General features: G+C 70.4%; 15 protein-coding genes and 7 pseudogenes. 10 read left to right on the top strand and 12 right to left on the bottom strand.

Annotated features, from left to right (window positions below; genetic code table 11):
- The first annotated feature begins 239 nt into the window (after positions 1-239).
- The gene (locus tag ACWD6P_RS07680; RefSeq protein WP_451443121.1) at positions 240-1568 is read left to right on the top strand and encodes an alpha/beta hydrolase family protein; all 1329 of its coding nucleotides are present in this window, start codon (positions 240-242) and stop codon (positions 1566-1568) included.
- Between the two features lie 128 nt (positions 1569-1696).
- On the opposite strand, the pseudogene ACWD6P_RS07675 reads toward ACWD6P_RS07680, so the two are convergent.
- Positions 1697-2062, bottom strand: a pseudogene (locus ACWD6P_RS07675) (transposase); the annotation flags it as partial.
- Positions 2063-2064: 2 nt separating this feature from the next.
- Here ACWD6P_RS07675 and ACWD6P_RS07670 point away from each other — a divergent pair.
- A pseudogene (locus ACWD6P_RS07670) lies at positions 2065-2433 on the top strand (flavoprotein); the annotation flags it as partial.
- On the opposite strand, the pseudogene ACWD6P_RS07665 reads toward ACWD6P_RS07670, so the two are convergent.
- From ACWD6P_RS07665 to ACWD6P_RS07650, 4 genes and pseudogenes are all read right to left on the bottom strand, one after another.
- A pseudogene (locus ACWD6P_RS07665) lies at positions 2434-2730 on the bottom strand (mobilization protein); the annotation flags it as partial.
- A 156-nt stretch (positions 2731-2886) separates the two neighbouring features.
- Positions 2887-3195, bottom strand: a complete 309-nt coding sequence (locus tag ACWD6P_RS07660) for a hypothetical protein (protein ID WP_451443120.1) — start codon at positions 3193-3195, stop codon at positions 2887-2889.
- Positions 3196-3437: 242 nt separating this feature from the next.
- A pseudogene (locus tag ACWD6P_RS07655) lies at positions 3438-4763 on the bottom strand (LamG domain-containing protein); the annotation flags it as partial.
- 271 nt (positions 4764-5034) lie between these two features.
- Positions 5035-5257, bottom strand: a pseudogene (locus ACWD6P_RS07650) (transcriptional regulator); the annotation flags it as partial.
- A gap of 26 nt (positions 5258-5283) precedes the next feature.
- On the opposite strand from ACWD6P_RS07650, the gene ACWD6P_RS07645 reads away from it, so the two are divergent.
- Positions 5284-5406 carry a hypothetical protein gene (locus tag ACWD6P_RS07645; RefSeq protein WP_451443119.1) on the top strand — a complete coding sequence of 41 codons (123 nt, stop codon included), beginning with the start codon at positions 5284-5286 and terminating at the stop codon, positions 5404-5406.
- Between the two features lie 578 nt (positions 5407-5984).
- On the opposite strand, the gene ACWD6P_RS07640 is transcribed toward ACWD6P_RS07645, so the two are convergent.
- Both ACWD6P_RS07640 and ACWD6P_RS07635 read right to left on the bottom strand, forming a co-directional pair.
- A complete protein-coding gene (locus ACWD6P_RS07640; protein ID WP_451443118.1) occupies positions 5985-6863 on the bottom strand; it encodes a hypothetical protein in 879 nt (292 codons plus the stop codon).
- Positions 6864-6873: 10 nt separating this feature from the next.
- Positions 6874-7437, bottom strand: a complete 564-nt coding sequence (locus tag ACWD6P_RS07635) for a papain-like cysteine protease family protein (RefSeq protein ID WP_451443117.1) — start codon at positions 7435-7437, stop codon at positions 6874-6876.
- 560 nt (positions 7438-7997) lie between these two features.
- Here ACWD6P_RS07635 and ACWD6P_RS07630 point away from each other — a divergent pair.
- The 6 genes from ACWD6P_RS07630 (at position 7998) to ACWD6P_RS07605 (ending at position 12681) form a co-directional block, all read left to right on the top strand.
- Positions 7998-8822 carry a HipA family kinase gene (locus ACWD6P_RS07630; RefSeq protein WP_451443116.1) on the top strand — a complete coding sequence of 275 codons (825 nt, stop codon included), beginning with the start codon at positions 7998-8000 and terminating at the stop codon, positions 8820-8822.
- The gene (locus ACWD6P_RS07625; RefSeq protein ID WP_451443115.1) at positions 8819-9214 is read left to right on the top strand and encodes a DUF3037 domain-containing protein; all 396 of its coding nucleotides are present in this window, start codon (positions 8819-8821) and stop codon (positions 9212-9214) included. The genes ACWD6P_RS07630 and ACWD6P_RS07625 overlap by 4 nt, the downstream gene beginning before the upstream one ends.
- 248 nt (positions 9215-9462) lie before the next feature.
- Positions 9463-10224, top strand: a complete 762-nt coding sequence (fabG, locus tag ACWD6P_RS07620) for a 3-oxoacyl-ACP reductase FabG (RefSeq protein ID WP_451443114.1) — start codon at positions 9463-9465, stop codon at positions 10222-10224.
- Positions 10225-10253: 29 nt separating this feature from the next.
- A complete protein-coding gene (locus ACWD6P_RS07615; RefSeq protein ID WP_451443113.1) occupies positions 10254-11024 on the top strand; it encodes an SDR family oxidoreductase in 771 nt (256 codons plus the stop codon).
- A 283-nt stretch (positions 11025-11307) separates the two neighbouring features.
- Positions 11308-11976 carry a uracil-DNA glycosylase gene (locus ACWD6P_RS07610; protein ID WP_451443214.1) on the top strand — a complete coding sequence of 223 codons (669 nt, stop codon included), beginning with the start codon at positions 11308-11310 and terminating at the stop codon, positions 11974-11976.
- A 165-nt stretch (positions 11977-12141) separates the two neighbouring features.
- On the top strand, positions 12142-12681 hold the full coding sequence (locus ACWD6P_RS07605; RefSeq protein ID WP_451443213.1) for a hypothetical protein: 540 nt from the start codon (positions 12142-12144) through the stop codon (positions 12679-12681).
- Positions 12682-12764: 83 nt separating this feature from the next.
- Here the strand turns inward: ACWD6P_RS07605 and ACWD6P_RS07600 are convergent.
- Positions 12765-13010, bottom strand: a pseudogene (locus ACWD6P_RS07600) (TetR family transcriptional regulator); the annotation flags it as partial.
- 50 nt (positions 13011-13060) lie between these two features.
- On the opposite strand from ACWD6P_RS07600, the gene ACWD6P_RS07595 reads away from it, so the two are divergent.
- The gene (locus tag ACWD6P_RS07595) at positions 13061-13969 is read left to right on the top strand and encodes a Gfo/Idh/MocA family protein (RefSeq protein WP_451443112.1); all 909 of its coding nucleotides are present in this window, start codon (positions 13061-13063) and stop codon (positions 13967-13969) included.
- Here ACWD6P_RS07595 and lnt read toward each other — a convergent pair.
- The 4 genes and pseudogenes from lnt to ACWD6P_RS07575 form a co-directional block, all read right to left on the bottom strand.
- Positions 13938-15470 carry an apolipoprotein N-acyltransferase gene (lnt, locus tag ACWD6P_RS07590; RefSeq protein ID WP_451443111.1) on the bottom strand — a complete coding sequence of 511 codons (1533 nt, stop codon included), beginning with the start codon at positions 15468-15470 and terminating at the stop codon, positions 13938-13940. The two genes, ACWD6P_RS07595 and lnt, sit on opposite strands and share 32 nt — an antisense overlap.
- 71 nt (positions 15471-15541) lie before the next feature.
- On the bottom strand, positions 15542-16024 hold the full coding sequence (locus ACWD6P_RS07585) for a nuclear transport factor 2 family protein (protein ID WP_451443110.1): 483 nt from the start codon (positions 16022-16024) through the stop codon (positions 15542-15544).
- Positions 16025-16125: 101 nt separating this feature from the next.
- Positions 16126-18063, bottom strand: a complete 1938-nt coding sequence (locus ACWD6P_RS07580; protein ID WP_451443109.1) for an ABC transporter ATP-binding protein — start codon at positions 18061-18063, stop codon at positions 16126-16128.
- 175 nt (positions 18064-18238) lie between these two features.
- Positions 18239-18475 (bottom strand): annotated as a pseudogene (locus ACWD6P_RS07575) (histidine kinase); the annotation flags it as partial.

Genomic DNA, 18475 nt, shown 5'->3' with positions numbered 1-18475 from the left:
TCTACAAGTGCTGTAAGAATTCCCTACCTCAGGGCATAGTCGTGTCCTTCCCCATCCTGCATCGTCTTCACCTGCGAAGGCGCCCGTGGCATGCCCTGGATATCCCCCACACGAAAGAGTTGAGAAATGCGCTTTCCCCGAGCCTTCATACCGAGGAGAGCCTTAGCGGCAGCCGCGGTCACCGCCGGGTACCGCGAAGCACTGATCACGGGGCGGAACACCGTCAAGGAGGGCTGCTCGTGAAACATGCACGGAGGAAACCCCGCAGCCGTGTGCGGGCCCGGGTCGCCGGTACCACGGGGGCGCTGGCCGTTTTCCTGAGCGCCGGGATCGGCTCGGCCGCCGCTGCAGGCAAGGCCGCCGCGGCCCCTACGGCCAAGGCGGCGCCCCTGGACAAGGCGAATGCCCCTGGTGAGCTGGCGCTTCCCGCCCCGACCGGGCGCTACGGGGTCGGGACGGTCGACCTCCACCTGGTCGATCCGCACCGCACGGATCCTTGGCTGCCGGGCAGTCGGCCGCGCGAGCTGATGGTTTCGCTGTGGTATCCGGCCACGCACACCGCCCGCTACCCCGCCGCACCCTATATGCAGCCTGCGGCTGCCGCGCACCTCCTGGCCGCCATGCAGGTGCCTCCGGGCTCGGTGTCCCTGCCCACCACCGCCGGGCACATCGGCGCACCGGTTGCTCACAAGGCCGGAAAGTTGCCGGTCGTGCTGTACTCGCCCGGGCGGGGCTCGGACCGCGCGACGGGCACCGCGATCGCCGAAGATCTGGCCAGCCGCGGCTACCTGGTCGTCACCCTCGACGACACCCACGAGAGCAGCGAAGTGCAGTTCCCCGACGGACGGCTGGAGTTGAGCACCATGCCGCCGACCACCCCCGCATCGCGCGTGATCGACGCTCGGGTCGCCGACACCCGTTTCGTCATCGACCAGTTGGCCGCGATCACCCGAGGCCACAACCCGGACGTGGACCACGCGCCGCTTCCTCGAGGTCTGTCCCACGCGATAGACACAAAGCGCATCGGAATGTTCGGCCCGTCTCTCGGCGGAGCAGTGGTGCCGGCGGCCATGCAGGCGGACGACAGAATCGACGCCGGTGCGAACCTGGACGGCCAATTCTTCGGCCCGGCGAAAGCCCAGGACCTCGACCGCCCGTTCCTGCTGTTCAGTTCCCAAAACCACAACCGCGACACTGACCGGAGCTGGGATAGGTTCTGGAAGCACCTGCACGGAGAGCGGTACAACCTGAAGCTGCGCGGCGCCGAGCACCTCTCCTTCTTGGACTGGGAAACCTTCTTCCCCCAGGCGCCCGGCCCCTTCAAGCAAACTCCCGCCACACTCGTCCAAACGCTCGGCACGATCGCCCCCGACCGCGCCATCGCAATCCAACGCACCTACCTCGCCGCCTTCTTCGACAAGCACCTGCGCCACGAGCACAGCCACCTGCTCGACGGCCCGTCCCGGCACTACCCGGAGATCGACTTCATAGGACACCCCCACCACCAGGCCGTTCAACGGAGCGCATCCGACAGAGCAGATCACCGCCCTGCCCACCCCGCGCGATAGCCGCCATGACGACGGAAACGCGCCGAACCGCCGCGCGCCAGATCCCCGCCTGGGCCCACACCGTCGGGCGCGGCTGGGCCGCCCTGCTCGAACTGCTCCACCATGACCTGCTCACCCTTGCCGCCTACGAAGCGGTGGCTGAGTCTGCGGTAGCCGGACAGCCAGGAGAGGGTGCGTTCGATGACCCAACGGTGTCGTCCCAAGCGCTTGCTGGACTCGATGCCTTTGCGTGCGATGCGGACACCGATGCGCTTGCCACGTAGTCATTTCCGCAGGTGAGGTGCGTCGTATGCCTTGTCCGCGGGCAGGCGTTGAGGCTTGAAACACCGGCCGCGATGGGGGCCGTGTCTCGTTTGGTGACTGGCCACCATCGGCTTCAATCCTTCGCTGTCGTGGACGTTGGCAGCGGAGACGCCGGCGACGAGGGGCAGTCCGTTCGCGTCCGACAGGATGTGCATCTTGGAACCCGGCTTGCCCCTGTCCACGGGGCTCGGACTACCCCATCCGCTCGGCCTGGCGCTTACCCGGCGATCCTCGCCCCCTGCCGCCCGCCGACGCCATTGCGGTCGCCCCGGACACGTTCAACACGATCAACAAGTGGGCCGCCGAGATCTCCGACACCCTGGCCCTGGGCATCCTGTGCGAGGCGTAAGGCTTCGGTATTCCGACCGCCGTCTTGCCGCACCTGAACTCGGCCCAGGTCGCCAACCCCGCGTACCGGCAGAGTCTGGACCGGCTGCGCGAGATGGGCGTCCTGATCGGGGCGTACGAGCCTCACCGGCCCAAGGCCGGCGGCGGGGCCGACCGCTTCCGGTGGGAGGAGGCGCTGGAACTGCTCACGCCCCAGCTGCCCAGCCGGACGTGATCAGCGCCGCCGCCCTCGTGACGGGTGCGATGACGGAGCGGCCACTGCCCGGTGGATCGGAGCAGCGGTGGGCCGGCGTGTGGTGCTCTGGATCTTGGCCGCCTGCGCCAGGGGGCCGGGGGCGGGGCGTTGGCCGAGGCGCTGGATGCGCCAGGTCAGTGCGCGGGCGGGGTTGCGGGCGTCGTCCAGGGTGCGCTGGCCCAGAGCCTGGTCGAGGACGGTGGCTGCGTCGTGCCCGCTGGCCTCTGCGAGCACGGTAGCGAGCGCATCCCAGGTACGGTCCTGCAGGATCCGCTCGCCCAGGTGCCGGCGCCCCCCGCCGGCCGGTGCCGGGGCACGTCGGTGGCTACCTGCCCACTCCAGCCCGAGCTCCGCCAGTTGCCGGAGCGGGTCTGCGGTGAGTTCGGTGGGTCGCGATGTAATCAGGCGCCGACCGGGCGCGTCATCGTGGTGTTATGCGTGGGTGAACTGGCAGAGCCATCCTGCGTCAGGGTCGCCGACCACGTAGTAGAGGCGCAGGCTTTTTCCTTCCTTCTTGACGCTCATGGCCCAGGTGTAGGTGGTCGGAGAATTTTTCTGTTCTGTTGGGGCAGTGTTGGACCCATCCATCTGTTCCCGCCCGATCTTCACGGGGCGCGGCGTTCCTTTCTTGATGGTCAGTTTCACCATTTTGCCGTCGGCTACGGTTCGGCCGCCTTTGTAAGAATCGCTCACCTCCCAAAAACCTTTTCCGGAGAGGCTCCAGTGGTCATCGAAGTCCATCTCTTGGCCTCGGATTCGCACTGCTGTCAGTTCCCCGGTCTTGGTCAGAGAGAGGCGGGCACCTTCAGGGCCGTGCCACTCGCCCGCCAGGGCACTTGCTGTGAAGTGAGGTGCTGGCGGTAGTGGCTCGTACGCCGTCGAGCAGGAAGCCGCCAAGAGGGCGAAGGGGGCGAGTCCCAATGATAGGAGTTTTCTGTAGCGCATTGCAGTTGGTTGGCCTTCTGATCGACATGTAGAAACGGCCAGAACCCCGACTCGTTCTGAGAATTCCACGTCGTCGAGGAGGAGATGGGCTTGGTACGCCACAGCTCGACCTCTCTCTTACTGCAGGAGGCGGACCAGGTCTTACGGACCACGAACTCCGCCGAAAGGATCGACTTCCCGGCGAAAGCCGAGACCGGAACCTGGTAGAAGAGGCGCTTGGTGTCGTTCGGCTGGCAGTAGTTCCAGTCGCAATAGCCCATCCCGGCGTCGTGATCACCGTTGAACTTCCACGGCGGGGACGAGGCCCAGTACTTCGACGCCATAGTCCAGGCCGTCGCCCTGGGGGTGGACCACTGCGGGTCGATGAAGACGGGGTAGACAGTGCCCTTGCCCTTGAGGACATCGGCGTCAGGTTTGAGGACGACCTGGTCCTGGCCTGCCGGGACGTCCACCCCTACCGGCGCGAGCTTCCCCGACTCACCGGCCGAGGGCTCACCGCCGTCGGCACCGCCCGCGGCCGCGGCGGCACGGCCCGCCTTTCCCGTCGCAGCCCGGGAGGCGAGCCCCTTCTGGAGAGTCCCGGCAGCGGGGCCCGTGCTGGAGTCCCACATCAGCGGTGTCGGCGCCTCGAACACCGGCGATCCGGCGCCCCGGCCCACCGCGCTCAGCCCGCCGGCGGCCGTCTCCTTGATATCCACGCCGTCCGCAGCCAGCTTCAGCCGCAGCTGCACCAGCTCCGAACTGCTCGCTGCCTGAGCCGACTTGACGATCAGCAGCTGGGTGAAACCATCAGCCTGCGCACCCATCCTCAAGTCCACGCCGGGCAGTACGTCGCGGTATGTGGCCTGTGCACCGTCGAGTACGGGCGCGGGCAGCGCCTTCGGCCAGGACAGCGCCAGCTTGCGCCCCGCCTTGCGCATCGTCACCAACGGCGCGTCACCACCACCCGAGAACGCCAGGCCGACAGCCGCCGCCTTCGGTGCCACCGTCCCATTGCTCTGCGCGGCAAGGTCGGTGTCGATGTCCTTCCACTGCCCCGACACCCTCGTCCGGACAGGGCGCAGGTACTGCCGGGCCTGAAGCCTGCCCTCCGCAGTAGCCACGACATCGACCGACTCACCGCGCAGGGAAGCGACTTCAACTTCCCGGCCGGTGCGTTTGGCCTGCTCCAGGGCGGCGTCCTCGGTAGGAGCCGGGGCATCCGACTCCTGTGCCGCGGCGGTGGTCGTGACGCGCTCCGGCGGGCGAGGCGCGGCCGAAGCGAACGGCCCGAGGACCGCGGGCAGGAGACCTGCCGTCAGGAGCCCGCCCATCCCCGCCGACAGCACCCGATGAACGCGTCTTCGACGCACCGAGACAGGCATCCCCGTCATCCCCCGCCCACAAAATGAAGATTTTATGAAGAAGTTGTGGGCGGGAACGTATATCCAAGCCGGTTTGCCTGGGTACCTCCATGAAACGTCATCCATGGAGTGGAACCGACATTCCGGGTAGCGGAGGTGCGTGATGCCTGTCACCACGCTCAGGGGTTGTACGGTTTCAAGCCGTATCCGCCGCGAGAACACGCCAGCGGAGCACTGCCGTTGGACAAACGGGCGATGGCGAGGCCGCTGTCGGCGCAGGCGTCGCCTGACCTCATCCCTGCCCTTGTCGCCACCGGCGTCCGATCAGTCCTGGGAAGCGGATGTCGAACTCCGCCGGCGGCCGGTTGGCGCGCTTGGCGCCCTCGTCGCGCTGCTCGACGAGGCCCGCCCCGCGCAGCATGGCGAAGCGGTGGCTGACGGGCGCGCGCCTCCCCGATGGGAACGTCGAAGCTGCCGCAGGCTCGCGACCACTCGGGTAAGCCCGCCAACTCCCGGCAATGAGGTTCTCGACCTCATCGGTGTGTCGTGGCCGAGTGTGGACGAGGACGACTACCGCGAGATGGCGACGGCCATGCGGGAGTTCGCCGACGACATCGACGAGGGTCATCGCCCCCGACGGCCGCAGCTGGAACTACTGTTATGACGCCGTCGGCCGCCTGATTTCCGAGACCGACTTCGGCGGCCGCACCCTCACTTACCCCCGCGATGCCGCAGGCCAGCTCACCTCGCGTATCAACGGCGCGGGCCAGACCCTGATCTACACACGCGACCCACTCGGCCGCGTCACCCACCTCACCGCCGACGACGGACAGCAGTCCACCTCCGCGTACGCACCCACCGGAGCGCTGACCGAAGCGGCCAACGCCGACGCGAGCCTCGGGCGAACAGGAGCCAGCGTGCGGAGGTGGGAAATCCCTAGTGGGGCGGCGTGATGGTGCTGGATGCTGTGGGTTGTGGCGTTCAGTGGGGTCGGCCCGCGGTACGGTCGCGAGTGCTCTGATCTGCTGCCGATGGGGATACCGAAGACGGCAATGTTCTGCTGTCGAGGTGCAGTGCCCGGTGTGTGGCCGGTGCTGGACGATGGGCGTCGAGCGGGGCCAGTCGGCCGTCCGTCTACTGCTCGTCGAGGTGCCGGTCTGTAGCGGCCGGTCCGGCCGGGACTGGGTTTTGCCCCGTCCCGGCTGGCTGCCAGGGCGGGGCGAGGGGCGAGTGGGGTCGGGTTCAGCCGGTGCTTGCGCGCCGGTGCCGACGGAGGGCGACGGCCCCGCCTGCAAGGGCGAGTGCCGCGCCGGTACCGGCGAGCAGCGGGGTGGAGGACGATGCCTCGTCCGCCTTGTGCTGGGGGCTGTAGCCGCTGGAGTAGCCCTTGGTGTCGTACTCCGAGCCGGGCAGCTTGTCGGCGTAGCGGGCATTGACCAGCTTCTGGTACTCGCTGAGCGACATCGACGCCTGGCCGCCCAGTCCCTGCCGGGCCTGGTCGTTGAGCGGCTCGACGGTGTTGAGCTTGAGTTGGTACCAGCCGCGGATCTGCGGCTCGGTGAAGACGAGCGTGCCCGCGGTGGCCTTGCTGGCGTATGCGGCGTCGCTGTCGCCGTCGCGCACGGCCGCAAGGTGCCAGCCGCCGCCCTGGGTGGGGGCGAGCATGACGGTGGCGTTGCGGCCGTTGACGGTGGTGCTCAGCGAGGAGACCAACTGCGTCAGCTTGATCGCCTCGGTGGGCAGTGGCAGGGAGGTGCCCGCGACGAACCCGGGGGTGATCTCGTTCAGTGCCACCGGGTCCTTGATCGTGAAGGCCGGGAGGCCCTGGCACGGCTCGGCCGTTTCGGGGATCGTCTGCACCGATCCGCTGGCGCCGCCGGTGGGCACCGGAGTGCTCAGGAAGCGGCAGACGGTGTTGCGGACGGCGGTGGACTTCACCGCGTCGAGGGCGGCCTGGTAGTCGGGGATGTCGGCCGGGAGTGGGTCCTTGGCCGGCGCCGCGTGGGCCGGGCCGGCGACGGACAGCAGTGCGGATGCGCTCAGTGCGATGACGATGGACAGGCGGGAGAAGCGAGAGCCGGCCCGCTTGCTGGACGTTCTGGTGCCGCTGGTGTCGCGCATGTCGCCTGCCTTAGCGGGAGATGCCGATGCGGGAGTGGGTCCACTTGGACGAGCTGTTGCTCACGTAGTCGTTGTAGTTCCACCACGTGTACGTGGCGGTGTCCGGCCACGGGTCGGCCACAGCGATGGTGTTGTTCGACGTGTCGAAGCCGTAGACGACGTTCATGTGGCCACCACCGGATGTCCACCCGATGCGGACAGCGACCGGCCGGGCCGCCTTGACCTCGGTGTACACCTGGTTGAACGTGGCCGCGCTGCTCAGGCCCGAGCCGGGGCGGGTCATGCCGAGGCTGCCCCAGGCCCTGGCCATGTCGTCGAGCGTGGCGGGCTGGTTGTTGCAGCCGTAGTAGGGCTGGGCCCGGTTGCAGAAGTCCGTCTGCGTGGAGCCCAAGCCCTGGAACTTGGCGATGGTCAGCCCGGAGGCGACCCAGCACCACTGGGTCTTCTCCTGCTTGTACATGCCGATGTTGTCCTGACCCGCTTCCGCGTGAGCCGTGCCTCCCGCGGCTACCAGCAATCCCGAGGCGGCCAGCACGATGGCCGACGCCGCGGTTCCGTACCTGAATCTGCCCATGTTCCTGCCTTCCCCTGATGGGTGCGACGAGACGAGCGGGGCGATCTGGCACAGATATGACAGCGCACCATGTCAAAGACATACAGGCACCTTGCGGGAATTTAACCCCTACTGATTACTTCCCGGTTAATCGTAAGTTCAGGTGATATCCCGGATGGGCGGATGTCCGACCAGCCGGGCGGCGACTGGATCTGTGACGGGCACAGACCACTCGTTGGTCGGCGGGTGAAGTGTTCGGATTGAGTCCGGAGGACGCCGCGCCCCAAAGGAGCGAAGCCGTGGCAGTGGGAGGCGGCGTCGAAGGACGGCGCTCCTCGCGGGCTGTCACGCTCGGTTGCTGTGCCCGCTTCATGTCGGAGGCCGGGAGTGACGGGCGCGCCGTCGTTGGCGGACTGCTCGAGAGGGCGGACTGCTCGAGAGGAAGGGGGATCCACCGTGCCAGTAGTAAGTCCGTCCCCAGATTCTGCCCAGGGATGGATGATGGCGGCGGATTCCCTGGCTTGTGCGGGTTTGGATTTAATTGTGGATTGTAAGGTCGCTGGGTCGGATAGCCTGGGAAAATGTTGACCGAAGTCATGGCGACCCGCTATGTCACGCCGTTGCGTGAGGGTGGATCGCTTCCGGGAATCGTCGAGGGGGACGATCTCGGTACATACATCATGAAGTTCACCGGTGCCGGGCAGGGGCGTAAGACCCTGGTCGCCGAGGTCATCTGCGGGCAGTTGGGGCGTCGGCTCGGGCTGCGGGTGCCGGATCTGGTGCGGATGCAGCTCGACCCCGTCATCGGTCTCGGCGAGCCCGATCAGGAGGTTCAGGAGCTGCTCAAGGCCAGCGGCGGGCTGAATCTGGGGATGGACTACCTCCCCGGGTCGCTGGGCTTCGATCCGCTCGCCTTCGAGGTGAGCGCCCGTGAGGCGGGGCGTGTGGTGTGGTTCGACGCGCTGATCAACAACGTCGACCGGTCCTGGCGCAACCCCAACCTGCTGGTCTGGCACGGCGAGCTGTGGCTGATCGACCACGGTGCCGCGATGATCTGGCACCACAACTGGCCGAGTGCGGAGAAGGCCGCGGCCCGGCCCTACGACGCCTCCGACCATGTGCTCGCCACCTTCGGCCCGGACGTCGCGGCGGCTGCCGGGGAGTTCGCGCCGCAGATCACCGAGGAGCTGCTCACCGCGATCGTGGCGGACGTTCCGGACGAATGGCTGGTGGACGAGCCCGGCTTCGACTCGCCGGACCTGCTGCGCCAGGCGTACGTCCGGACGCTGCTGGCCCGCGCCCGGACGATCAGTGATCAGATCACCATCGGGGAGCCCACCAAGGACAAGCCCTCGCAGGCCCCGGAATGGCTGGCCGGAAAGTTGCCACGGAGGGCAGTGAAGTGACCGGTCTGCACAACGGACGCGATGTTTTCGAGTACGCGCTGCTGAAGGTCGTGCCCCGGGTGGAGCGCGGCGAGATGATCAATGCGGGGGTGGTCGTGTACTGCCACGCCCGGCGCTTCGTCGAGGCCCGGACCCATCTCGACGAGGCCCGGCTGCTGGCCCTGGACCCCACGGCCGATGTGGCCGGCGTACGGGCCGCGCTCGGCGCCGTCGAGGGCATCTGCCAGGGCGGCGAGCGGGCCGGGCAGGCGGCCGGGGAGGATGCGGGGCGCCGTTTCCGCTGGCTGATCGCGCCGCGCAGCACGATCGTGCAGCCGGGGCCGGTGCACACCGGCCTGACCGCCGACCCCGCGGCGGAGGCGGAGCGGCTGCTGGAGCTGCTGGTGCGCTGACCCGCCGGTCGCCTTGTTACGGGCGCCCGGTCCGCTGTTCGGCGGGCCGGGCGCCCTTCCGTATGGCGTGGCCACGCCGCCTGGCGGCTCGCTCCGCAGGTGAGGTCGGCAACGGCGCGGTGGTGGGGCGTTGACAGCGGGTTGCCGGGCTTCTAGCGTCAGCCCTGCTCAGGGTACTAAGCGGTTGCTCACCCAAGGGATCGGTGCGGCGGCCGCCTGTCGAGGTTTCGAGGGTGAGGAGAACCCGCATGTCCACCACCGAGCAGCGCGTCGCCATCGTGACGGGCGCGGCCCGCGGTATCGGCGCGGCCACCGCCGTACGCCTGGCCGCCGAGGGCCGCGCAGTCGCCGTACTCGACCTCGACGAGGCGGCCTGCAAGGACACCGTCGAGAAGATCACCGCGGCCGGCGGCAAGGCCGTCGCGGTCGGCTGTGACGTCTCGGACGCGGAGCAGGTGGAGGCGGCGGTCGCCCGGGTCGCCTCCGAGCTCGGCGCGCCGACGGTCCTGGTCAACAACGCCGGTGTGCTCCGCGACAACCTGCTGTTCAAGATGAGCGAGACCGACTGGGACACGGTCATGAACGTGCATCTGCGGGGCGCGTTCCTGATGTCCCGCGCCTGTCAGAAGCACATGGTGGACGCGAAGTTCGGCCGGATCGTCAACCTCTCCTCCAGTTCGGCGCTCGGCAACCGCGGCCAGGTCAACTACTCGGCGGCCAAGGCCGGTCTCCAGGGCTTCACCAAGACGCTCGCCATCGAGCTCGGCAAGTTCGGTGTCACCGCCAACGCCGTCGCCCCCGGCTTCATCGTCACCGACATGACCGCCGCCACCGCCGAGCGCGTCGGTATGGGCTTCGAGGAGTTCCAGGCCGCGGCCGCCACCCAGATCCCGGTCCAGCGGGTCGGCCGGCCGGAGGACATCGCCAACGCGATCGCCTTCTTCACCGGTGACGCCGCCGGCTTCGTTTCCGGCCAGGTCATGTACGTCGCCGGCGGCCCGCTCAACTGACCGCCCCACCGACCCCAGGAGTACGAGACATGACCGAGCAGGACCACGGGCTCCCCGAGCCCTCCGGCAAGGTGGCGCTGGTCACCGGCGCCAGCCGCGGTATCGGCTACGGCATCGCCGAGGCCCTGGTGGCCCGCGGCGACCGGGTCGTCATCACCGGGCGCAACGAGGAAGCCCTCAAGGAGGCCGCCGAGCGGCTCGGCGCGGACCGGGTGATCGGCGTCGCCGGCAAGGCGCACGACGAGGCGCATCAGGCCGTCGCCGTCGAGCGGGCGATGGAGGCCTTCGGCCGCGTCGACTACCTCGTCAACAACGCGGGGACGAACCCCGTCTTCGGCCCGATCGCCGACCTCGACCTCAATGTCGCCCGCAAGGTCTTCGAGACCAATGTCATCTCGGCGCTCGGCTTCGCCCAGCGCACCTGGCACGCCTGGCAGAAGGACAACGGCGGGGCGATCGTCAACATCGCCTCGATCGCCGGCCTCAACGCCTCGCCGTTCATCGGCGCGTACGGCATGAGCAAGGCCGCGATGGTCAATCTGACGATGCAGCTCGCCCATGAGTACGCGCCCGTGGTGCGGGTCAACTCCATCGCGCCCGCGGTGATCAAGACCAAGTTCGCGGCCGCGCTCTACGAGAACCGCGAGGAGGAGGCGGCGGCCGGCTACCCGATGGCACGGCTCGGCGTCCCGGAGGACATCGGCGGGGCGGCGGCCTTCCTGCTGTCCGACGCCTCGGGGTGGGTCACCGGCCAGACGCTGGTCGTCGACGGCGGGCTGTTCCTCAACGCCGGGGTCTGATGGGCGGGCGGTCCGGACGGTCCGTGGTGTCGCGGTCCGGACGGTCCGTGGTGCCGCGGTCCCTACGGTCCGTCGTGCCGGTCCCGACGTCCGTGGTGCCGGTCCCGGCGGTCCGTGGTGCCGGTCCCCCTGGGGCCGGCACCGGCCGCGTCGGCGGTGATCAAGGGCCGCAACCGTCCGCGGGCCCGGGAAACCGGCCCGTGGACGGCGTTGTCAGTGGTCGCCGGTAGGTTCTCTGAGGAGAACGCAACACACACCGGAGGTTGTTGACGTGGTGACCGACATGCTGCCCGAGTCCTGGCGCGGGGTACTCGGCGAGGAGTTGGCGAAGCCCTACTTCAAGGAGCTCACCGACTTCGTCGAGCAGGAGCGGGCCGGCGGCCCGGTCTATCCGCCCCGCGAGCAGGTCTTCGCGGCGCTGGAGGCGACGCCCTACGACCAGGTGAAGGTGCTCATCCTCGGCCAGGACCCGTACCACGGCGCGGGCCAGGGCCACGGCCTGTGCTTCTCCGTGCAGCCCGGTGTCAAGACGCCGCCGTCGCTGCGGAACATCTACAAGGAGATGCAGGAGGAGCTGGGCCACCCGATCCCGGACAACGGTTATCTGATGCCCTGGGCCCAGCAGGGCGTGCTGCTGCTGAACGCCGTCCTGACGGTGCGCGAGGGCGAGGCCAATTCGCACAAGGGCAAGGGATGGGAGAAGGTCACCGACGCGGTGATCCGCGCCGTGGCCTCGCGGCCCGACCCCGCGGTCTTCGTGCTGTGGGGGAACTACGCCAAGAAGAAGCTGCCGCTGATCGACGAGGAACGGCATGCGGTGGTGCAGGGCGCGCACCCCTCCCCGCTGTCGGCGAAGAAGTTCTTCGGCTCCCGCCCCTTCACCCAGATCAACGCCGCGATCGCCGCGCAGGGCCATGCCCCGATCGACTGGCGGATCCCTGACCTGGGCTGAGACCTGGGCTGAGTCGCGGGCGCCGGTCCGGGGCCCGTCCGCATGATCCGCCGGGCGGGCCCGGCCACCCGGCGCGTCGCGCACACCGCGCGAAGGTTTCCACCGGCGGTTAGCGTCGAGGCAACGGCAGTGACGGTGGTGAGCGAACCCCGGGAGTGCGCGGTGATGGACAAGCGGCGGGCGGCCACGCCCGAGGACGGCGTGCTGACCCGGATCGGTCAGGCGATCATGCTGCATCGCGCCGGAGACCGGGAGGAGGCCCGCAACCGCCTCTCGGCGCTGTGGCACGAGATCGGGCCGCAGGGCGACGCCTTCCACCGCTGCACCCTCGCCCACTACATGGCCGACACCCAGGACGACCCCCGGGACGAGCTCGACTGGGACCTGAGAGCCCTGGAGGCGGCCGAGGGCTTCGTCACCGAACGCCTCGACGAGCCCGGAGGCGCCCCCGGGGAGCCGGGCGTCGCCGACGGCCCCGGCCCCCGTCACCCCCTCGTCGCGCTGCGCGCCTTCTTCCCCTCCCTGCACATCAACATCGCGGCCGACTACGCCGCCCTCGACCGGACGGCCGACGCCCGCGCCCAGCTGCTGCGCGCCCGCGCGTCGGTCAACGCGCTCGCCGACGGCGAGTACCGCCAGGGCCTCAGGGACGCGATCGACCGCCTGGAGCTGCGGATCGACCGCGCGGCGGGGCGTACGGCGTAGCCGGGGACGGCAGCTACCCGGGACGCCTCCAGGGCGCCCTATCGCCGCGGCATTCCATCCAGGAGTTCCGCGCACGAGGTGTGCACCGCCGCCTCCCGTTCGGCCAGCCGGCGTACCGCCGCCTCCAGCAGGGCCGCCCGGGTGCGCGCGGGATTCGACATCGAGCCCTGCGGCAGCCCGGCCGCCTCGTCCACGGCCCGGTGGGTCAGCCCGCGCATACCGCGCTCGGCCAGCAGAGCGCGGGCCGTATCGGCGATCAGTCCGAGACGGGAGGCGGGGGCGGGACGGGGAGGAACATCGCCGCCTGGCGGCCGCCGCCCGCCACGTATGCTGCCGGGGCGCCGGGCACCCGGGCCGCGGCGCTACCCAAGGAGCACCAGTGAAGGTCGGCTGCATCGGACTCGGTGACATCGCCCAGAAGGCGTACCTGCCCGTACTGGCGGTGCAGCCGGGCCTCGAACTGCATCTGCACACCCGCACCCCGGCCACCCTGCAACGGGTCGGCGCCGCCCACCGCCTGGCCGGCGAACAGCTCCACACCGATCTGGACTCGCTGCTCGCCACGGGCCTGGACGCGGCCTTCGTGCACGCGGCGACCTCCGCCCACCCCGAGATCGTGACCCGGCTGATAGCGGCGGGCGTACCGACGTACGTCGACAAGCCGATCTCCTACGAACTGGCCGAGACCCAGCGGATCGTCGCGCTCGCCGAGGACCGGGGCGTCGGCCTCACCGTCGGCTTCAACCGCCGCTTCGCGCCCGCCTACGCCCAGTGCCGTGAGCACGCCCGCGATCTGATCCTGATGCAGAAGAACCGCGTCGGGCTGCCGGAGGACCCGCGCACGATGGTGCTGGACGACTTCATCCATGTCGTCGACACCCTGCGGTTCCTCGTCCCGGGCGAGATCGACCACATCGACGTCCGGGCCAGGATCCGGGACGGGCTGATGCAGCATGTGGTGCTGCAGCTGTCCGGCGACGGCTTCACCGCCATCGGCACCATGAACCGCCTCAGCGGCTCCGCGGAGGAGATCCTCGACGTCTCCGGCCAGGACACCAAGCGCCAGGTGGTCAACCTCGCCGAGGTCATCGACCACAAGGGGCAGCCGAGCGTCCGCCGGCGCGGCGACTGGGTGCCGGTCGCCCGCCAGCGCGGCATCGAGCAGATCGTGCAGGCGTTCCTGGACGACGTACGGGCCGGCCGGCAGCCGTCCGCCCAGGACGCGCTGCGCACCCACGAACTGTGCGAGCGGGTGGTCACCGACGCTCTGGCGCAGGCCGTCCGCTGAGCGCGCGGAGCGCCGCGTACCCGCCGACAAGCACCAGCGCGCCCACCGCCGCGTACACGGCCCAGTCGCCGAACCGGGCGTACGGGCTGGTGCCCTCGGCCAGCGGCAGGTCGTAGACCGCGGCCGCGCTGCGGTCGGTGCCGAGCTGCTCGCCGATCCGCTCGCCCTTTGGGCCGTACACCGCGCTGACGCCGGTGAGCGTGGCGTGCACCATCGGCCGCCAGGTCTCGGCGGCGCGCAGCGCGCCCAGCGAGGCGTGCTGCCGCGGCGCCCAGCTGTCCTGGAACGTCGAGGTCGAGGACTGCGCGACCAGCACCTGCGCACCGCTGCGCACCAGATGGCGGCTCATGTCGGGGAAGGCCGTCTCGAAGCACACCAGCGGCCCGATCCGCGGCCCGTCCGCGCCGGCGAACGGCATCACCACCGGGCGGCTGCCGCGTATCCGGTCGGTCGCGGCCGCCTTGCCGACCTTCGTCGCCCAGCCCAGCACGGACCGCAGCGGTATGTACTCCCCGAACGGCACCAGCCGCATCTTGGCGTAGCGGTCGCCGGTCGGCCCTTCCGGCCCGATGAGGACCGCGCTCTTGTAGATGCCCGGCCCGCCGTTGCGCGGCGCATCGGCGTTGACCAGCAGCTCGGCGCCCGTCTGCCGGGACAGCGCGGCGAGCCGGGCGGCGAGGTCCGGGCGGTCCACCGGGTCCCGGTAGAGGCTGCTCTCGCCCCAGACGACCAGCTGGACGCCGCGGCCCGCCAGCGAGCGGGTGAGCGCTTCGCTGCGCGCCAGCCGCTCGGTGGGGGTGCCGGTCAGGCCCGGCTGGACGACCGCGATGCGCACCGTACCCGCGGGGCGGGGCAGCGGCGCCCAGTACCAGGCCGCGGTGGCGGCCAGGGCGCACACCAGCAGTCCGGCGACGGCCGGCAGCCGAACCGCCGGGCGGGCGATCAGCTCGGCCACCGCGGTGTTCACCGCCACGATCAGCAGGCTGACCAGCCACACCCCGCCGATCGACGCCAGCCGCAGCGCGGGCGCCACCTGCCACTGGCTGGCGCCCAGCAGCCCCCAGGGGCCGCCCAAGTACTCCCAGGAGCGGACCAGTTCGACCATCAGCCAGCCCGACGGCACCAGCACCAGCGCCCCGGCCAGGCGGGCGGCGCCGGGCGTGCCGCCCAGCAGCGACCGCACCAGGAGCCCCCAGGGCAGCCACAGCGCACCCAGCAGCAGCGCGAGCACGAGGATGAAGACATGCAGGCTCGGCACCAGCCAGTGGTGCACGGCCAGTATGAAGCCGGCGCCGCCCAGCCAGCCGTCCAGCGCGGCCCGGCCGTACGTCGGCGCGGTCCGCACCAGCAGCAGCCAGGGCACCAGCGCGACATACGCCAGCCACCACCACGACGGCGCGGGGAAGGTGAGCGCCGGCAGCGCCCCGGCGAGTGCCGCGGCCGCTCCGCGCCCCCAGGGGGAGCGCAGCCACCACGCCCGGCGGGCGGGTGCTCTGTCCATACGGTCTCCCTGGTGCCGGTGTCCGCCGGTCGGACGGCCAGTGTGCGCGGGCCGGCCGATCAAGGAAAGGGTCAGTCGTCCCCGGCGCGCACTTCCCGCCACTTCTCGTGTACGACGACGCCGGTCAGCCGCCAGCCGTCCGCGGTACGGCGGGCGGTGAAGTCATAGCGCCCGGCGCAGGTGTAATTGGGGGCGGAGGGGCCGCCCCCGGTGTCCGACGCGGAACCGGCGAGCCGCATCGGATTGAGGTAGTCGGCCTGGACGGTCGCGGTGTCGCCCGGTGCGCCGTCCCGCCTCGCCAGGGTGATGCGGCGGTTGACGATCAGATGCTGGCGTATCGCGAAGTGCTTCAGCATCTCGGCGAGCCAGGCCGCGACCTCCTCGGTGCCGCCCTCGATGCCGCCCGCGGAGCGGTAGTCCGCGCGGCCGTCCGGGGTGAACAGGGCCAGGTAGCCGGGCCAGTCGCCGTCGTCCACGGCGATCGCGTAGCCCGTGACCAGATCGTCGATGGCCAGGCGGTCCATGACCTTGGTGTGTTCCGCGCGCTGCGTCATCTCCTCAGTTTTCGGTACGCGCGAGGCCCCCGCCAAGGGGAGGCGGGGGCCTTTAGGGCCGGTCCGGTACATCGGGGCGGGTCACGCCCTGGGGGCGGGCGTCAGTTCACCAGTGCCGATTCCACCAGATCAGCGGCCGGCTCGGCCTCCGGGCCGGCCTTTCGCACCGCGTCCGAGTCCGAGTCCGTGAACTGCGTCCGGTACAGCTCCGCGTACCGCCCGTCCGCCGCCAGCAGCGCCTCGTGCGTCCCGCGCTCGACGATCCGCCCGCCCTCGACGACCAGGATCAGATCCGCGGCCCGTACGGTCGACAGGCGGTGCGCGATGACCAGCGCCGTACGGCCCTCCAGCGCCTCGGTGAGGGCCTCCTGCACCGCCGCCTCGGAGGTGTTGTCCAGATGGGCGGTGGCCTCGTCCAGGATCACCACCCGGGGGTGGGCCAGCAGCAGCCGGGCGATGGTCAGCCGCTGCCGTTCACCGCCCGACAGGCGGTAGCCGCGCTCACCGACGACGGTGTCCAGGCCGTCCGGCAGGGTGGCGATCAGAGCCTCCAGACGGGCCCTGCGCAGGGCGTCCCACAGCTCCTCCTCGGTCGCCTCCGGCCGTGCCAGCAGCAGGTTCTCGCGGATCGAGTCATGGAAGAGGTGCCCGTCCTGGGTGACCATGCCGAGGGTGTCGCGCAGCGAGGCGGCGGTCAGCTCGCGGACGTCCACCCCGGACAGCCGCACCGCGCCGGCGTCGGCGTCGTACAGCCGCGGCAGCAGCTGGGCCACCGTCGACTTCCCGGCGCCCGACGAGCCGACCAGGGCGACCATCTGGCCGGGTTCGGCGCGGAAGGAGATGCCGTGCAGCACCTCTTCGCCGCCCCGGGTGTCGAGGGTGGCGACCTCCTCCAGGGAGGCCAGCGAGACCTTGTCGGCGGACGGGTAGCCGAAGCGTACGGAGTCGAACTCGACCGACACCGGGCCGTCCGGCACCGCGCGGGCGTCCGGCTTCTCGCTGATCAGCGGCTTGAGGTCGAGCACCTCGAAGACCCGCTCGAAGCTGACCAGCGCGCTCATCACCTCGATGTGGGCGCCGGAGAGCGCGGTCAGCGGGGCGTAGAGCCGGGTGAGCAGCAGGGCGAGGGAGACGATGGCGCCGGCCTCCAGCTGACCGCGCAGCGCGAGGAACCCGCCCAGGCCGTAGACGACCGCCAGCGCCAGTGCGGAGACCAGGGTGAGGGCGGTGACGAAGTACGTCTGGACCATGGCCGAGCGGACGCCGATGTCGCGGACCCGGCGGGCCCGGGTGGCGAACTCCGCGGACTCGTGGGACGGGCGGCCCATCAGCTTGACGAGGGTGGCGCCCGGCGCGGAGAACCGCTCGGTCATCTGCGTGCCCATCGCCGCGTTGTGGTCGGCGCCCTCCCGGCGCAGATCCGCCAGCCGCCGGCCGACCCGCCGTGCGGGCAGCACGAACACCGGCAGCAGCACCAGTGCGATCAGGGTGATCTGCCAGGACAGGCTGAGCATCACTGCGAGGGTGAGCAGCAGCGTCACGATGTTGCTGACCACGCCCGACAGGGTGTCGCTGAACGCCCGCTGGGCCCCGATCACGTCATTGTTCAGGCGGCTGACCAGCGCGCCGGTCCGGGTGCGGGTGAAGAAGGCGATGGGCATCCGCTGGACGTGGTCGTACACCGTCGTCCGCAGATCCAGGATCAGCCCCTCGCCGATGCTCGCCGACAGCCAGCGGGTCAGCAGGCCCAGGCCCGCCTCGGCGACGGCGATGACGGCGATCAGTCCGGACAGTCCGAGGACGAGGGCGGACGAGTCGCCGCCCACGATCGCGTCCACCACCCGGCCCGCGAGCAGCGGGGTGGCCACCGCGAGCATCGCGGTCACCGTGCTCAGCACGAGGAACCACACCAGGTACTTCCGGTGCGGTCGGGCGAACGCCGTGATCCGGCGCAGCGTCCCGCGCGAGAACCGTCGCCGGCCCTGCTGCGCGGTCATCGTGCTGTGCAGTGAATGCCAGGCGGTGACTTCCATGTCCATGGGGGCCTCCAGAGTGCCGGGGTCGTCACGGGATCGCCGTGCGTGACCGGCGACATGAAAGAACGCTAGAACCTCAACCAATCTTTAGGTCAAGTGATTCCCGCGCGGTCACCCTTAGGGGCGCTCGGGGAGCCGGGCGTGGGTGTGGAGGGTAGGGCTCGGGTTGCCCCCCGCGTCAAAGGGGGCGTTCCCAGACCGCGGGCCCGTCGGCGGTGTCGGGGGTGGCCACCGTCAGGCGTACGGCGGGGCGGCCGTCGGCGAGGGAGGCGGCGGCGTTGACCGTGATCTCGACGCGGGTCGGCGGGGCCGCCGCCAGCGCGGTGCGCAGCGCGGTCAGCAGTTCGCGGCCGGACGCGTCGTACGCCTGACGGTGGCCACCCCCGACACCGCCGACGGGCCCGCGGTCTGGGAA

The sequence above is a fragment of the Streptomyces sp. NPDC002446 genome (genome assembly GCF_053595675.1).
This window is presented reverse-complemented; position numbering and strand designations above follow the sequence as displayed.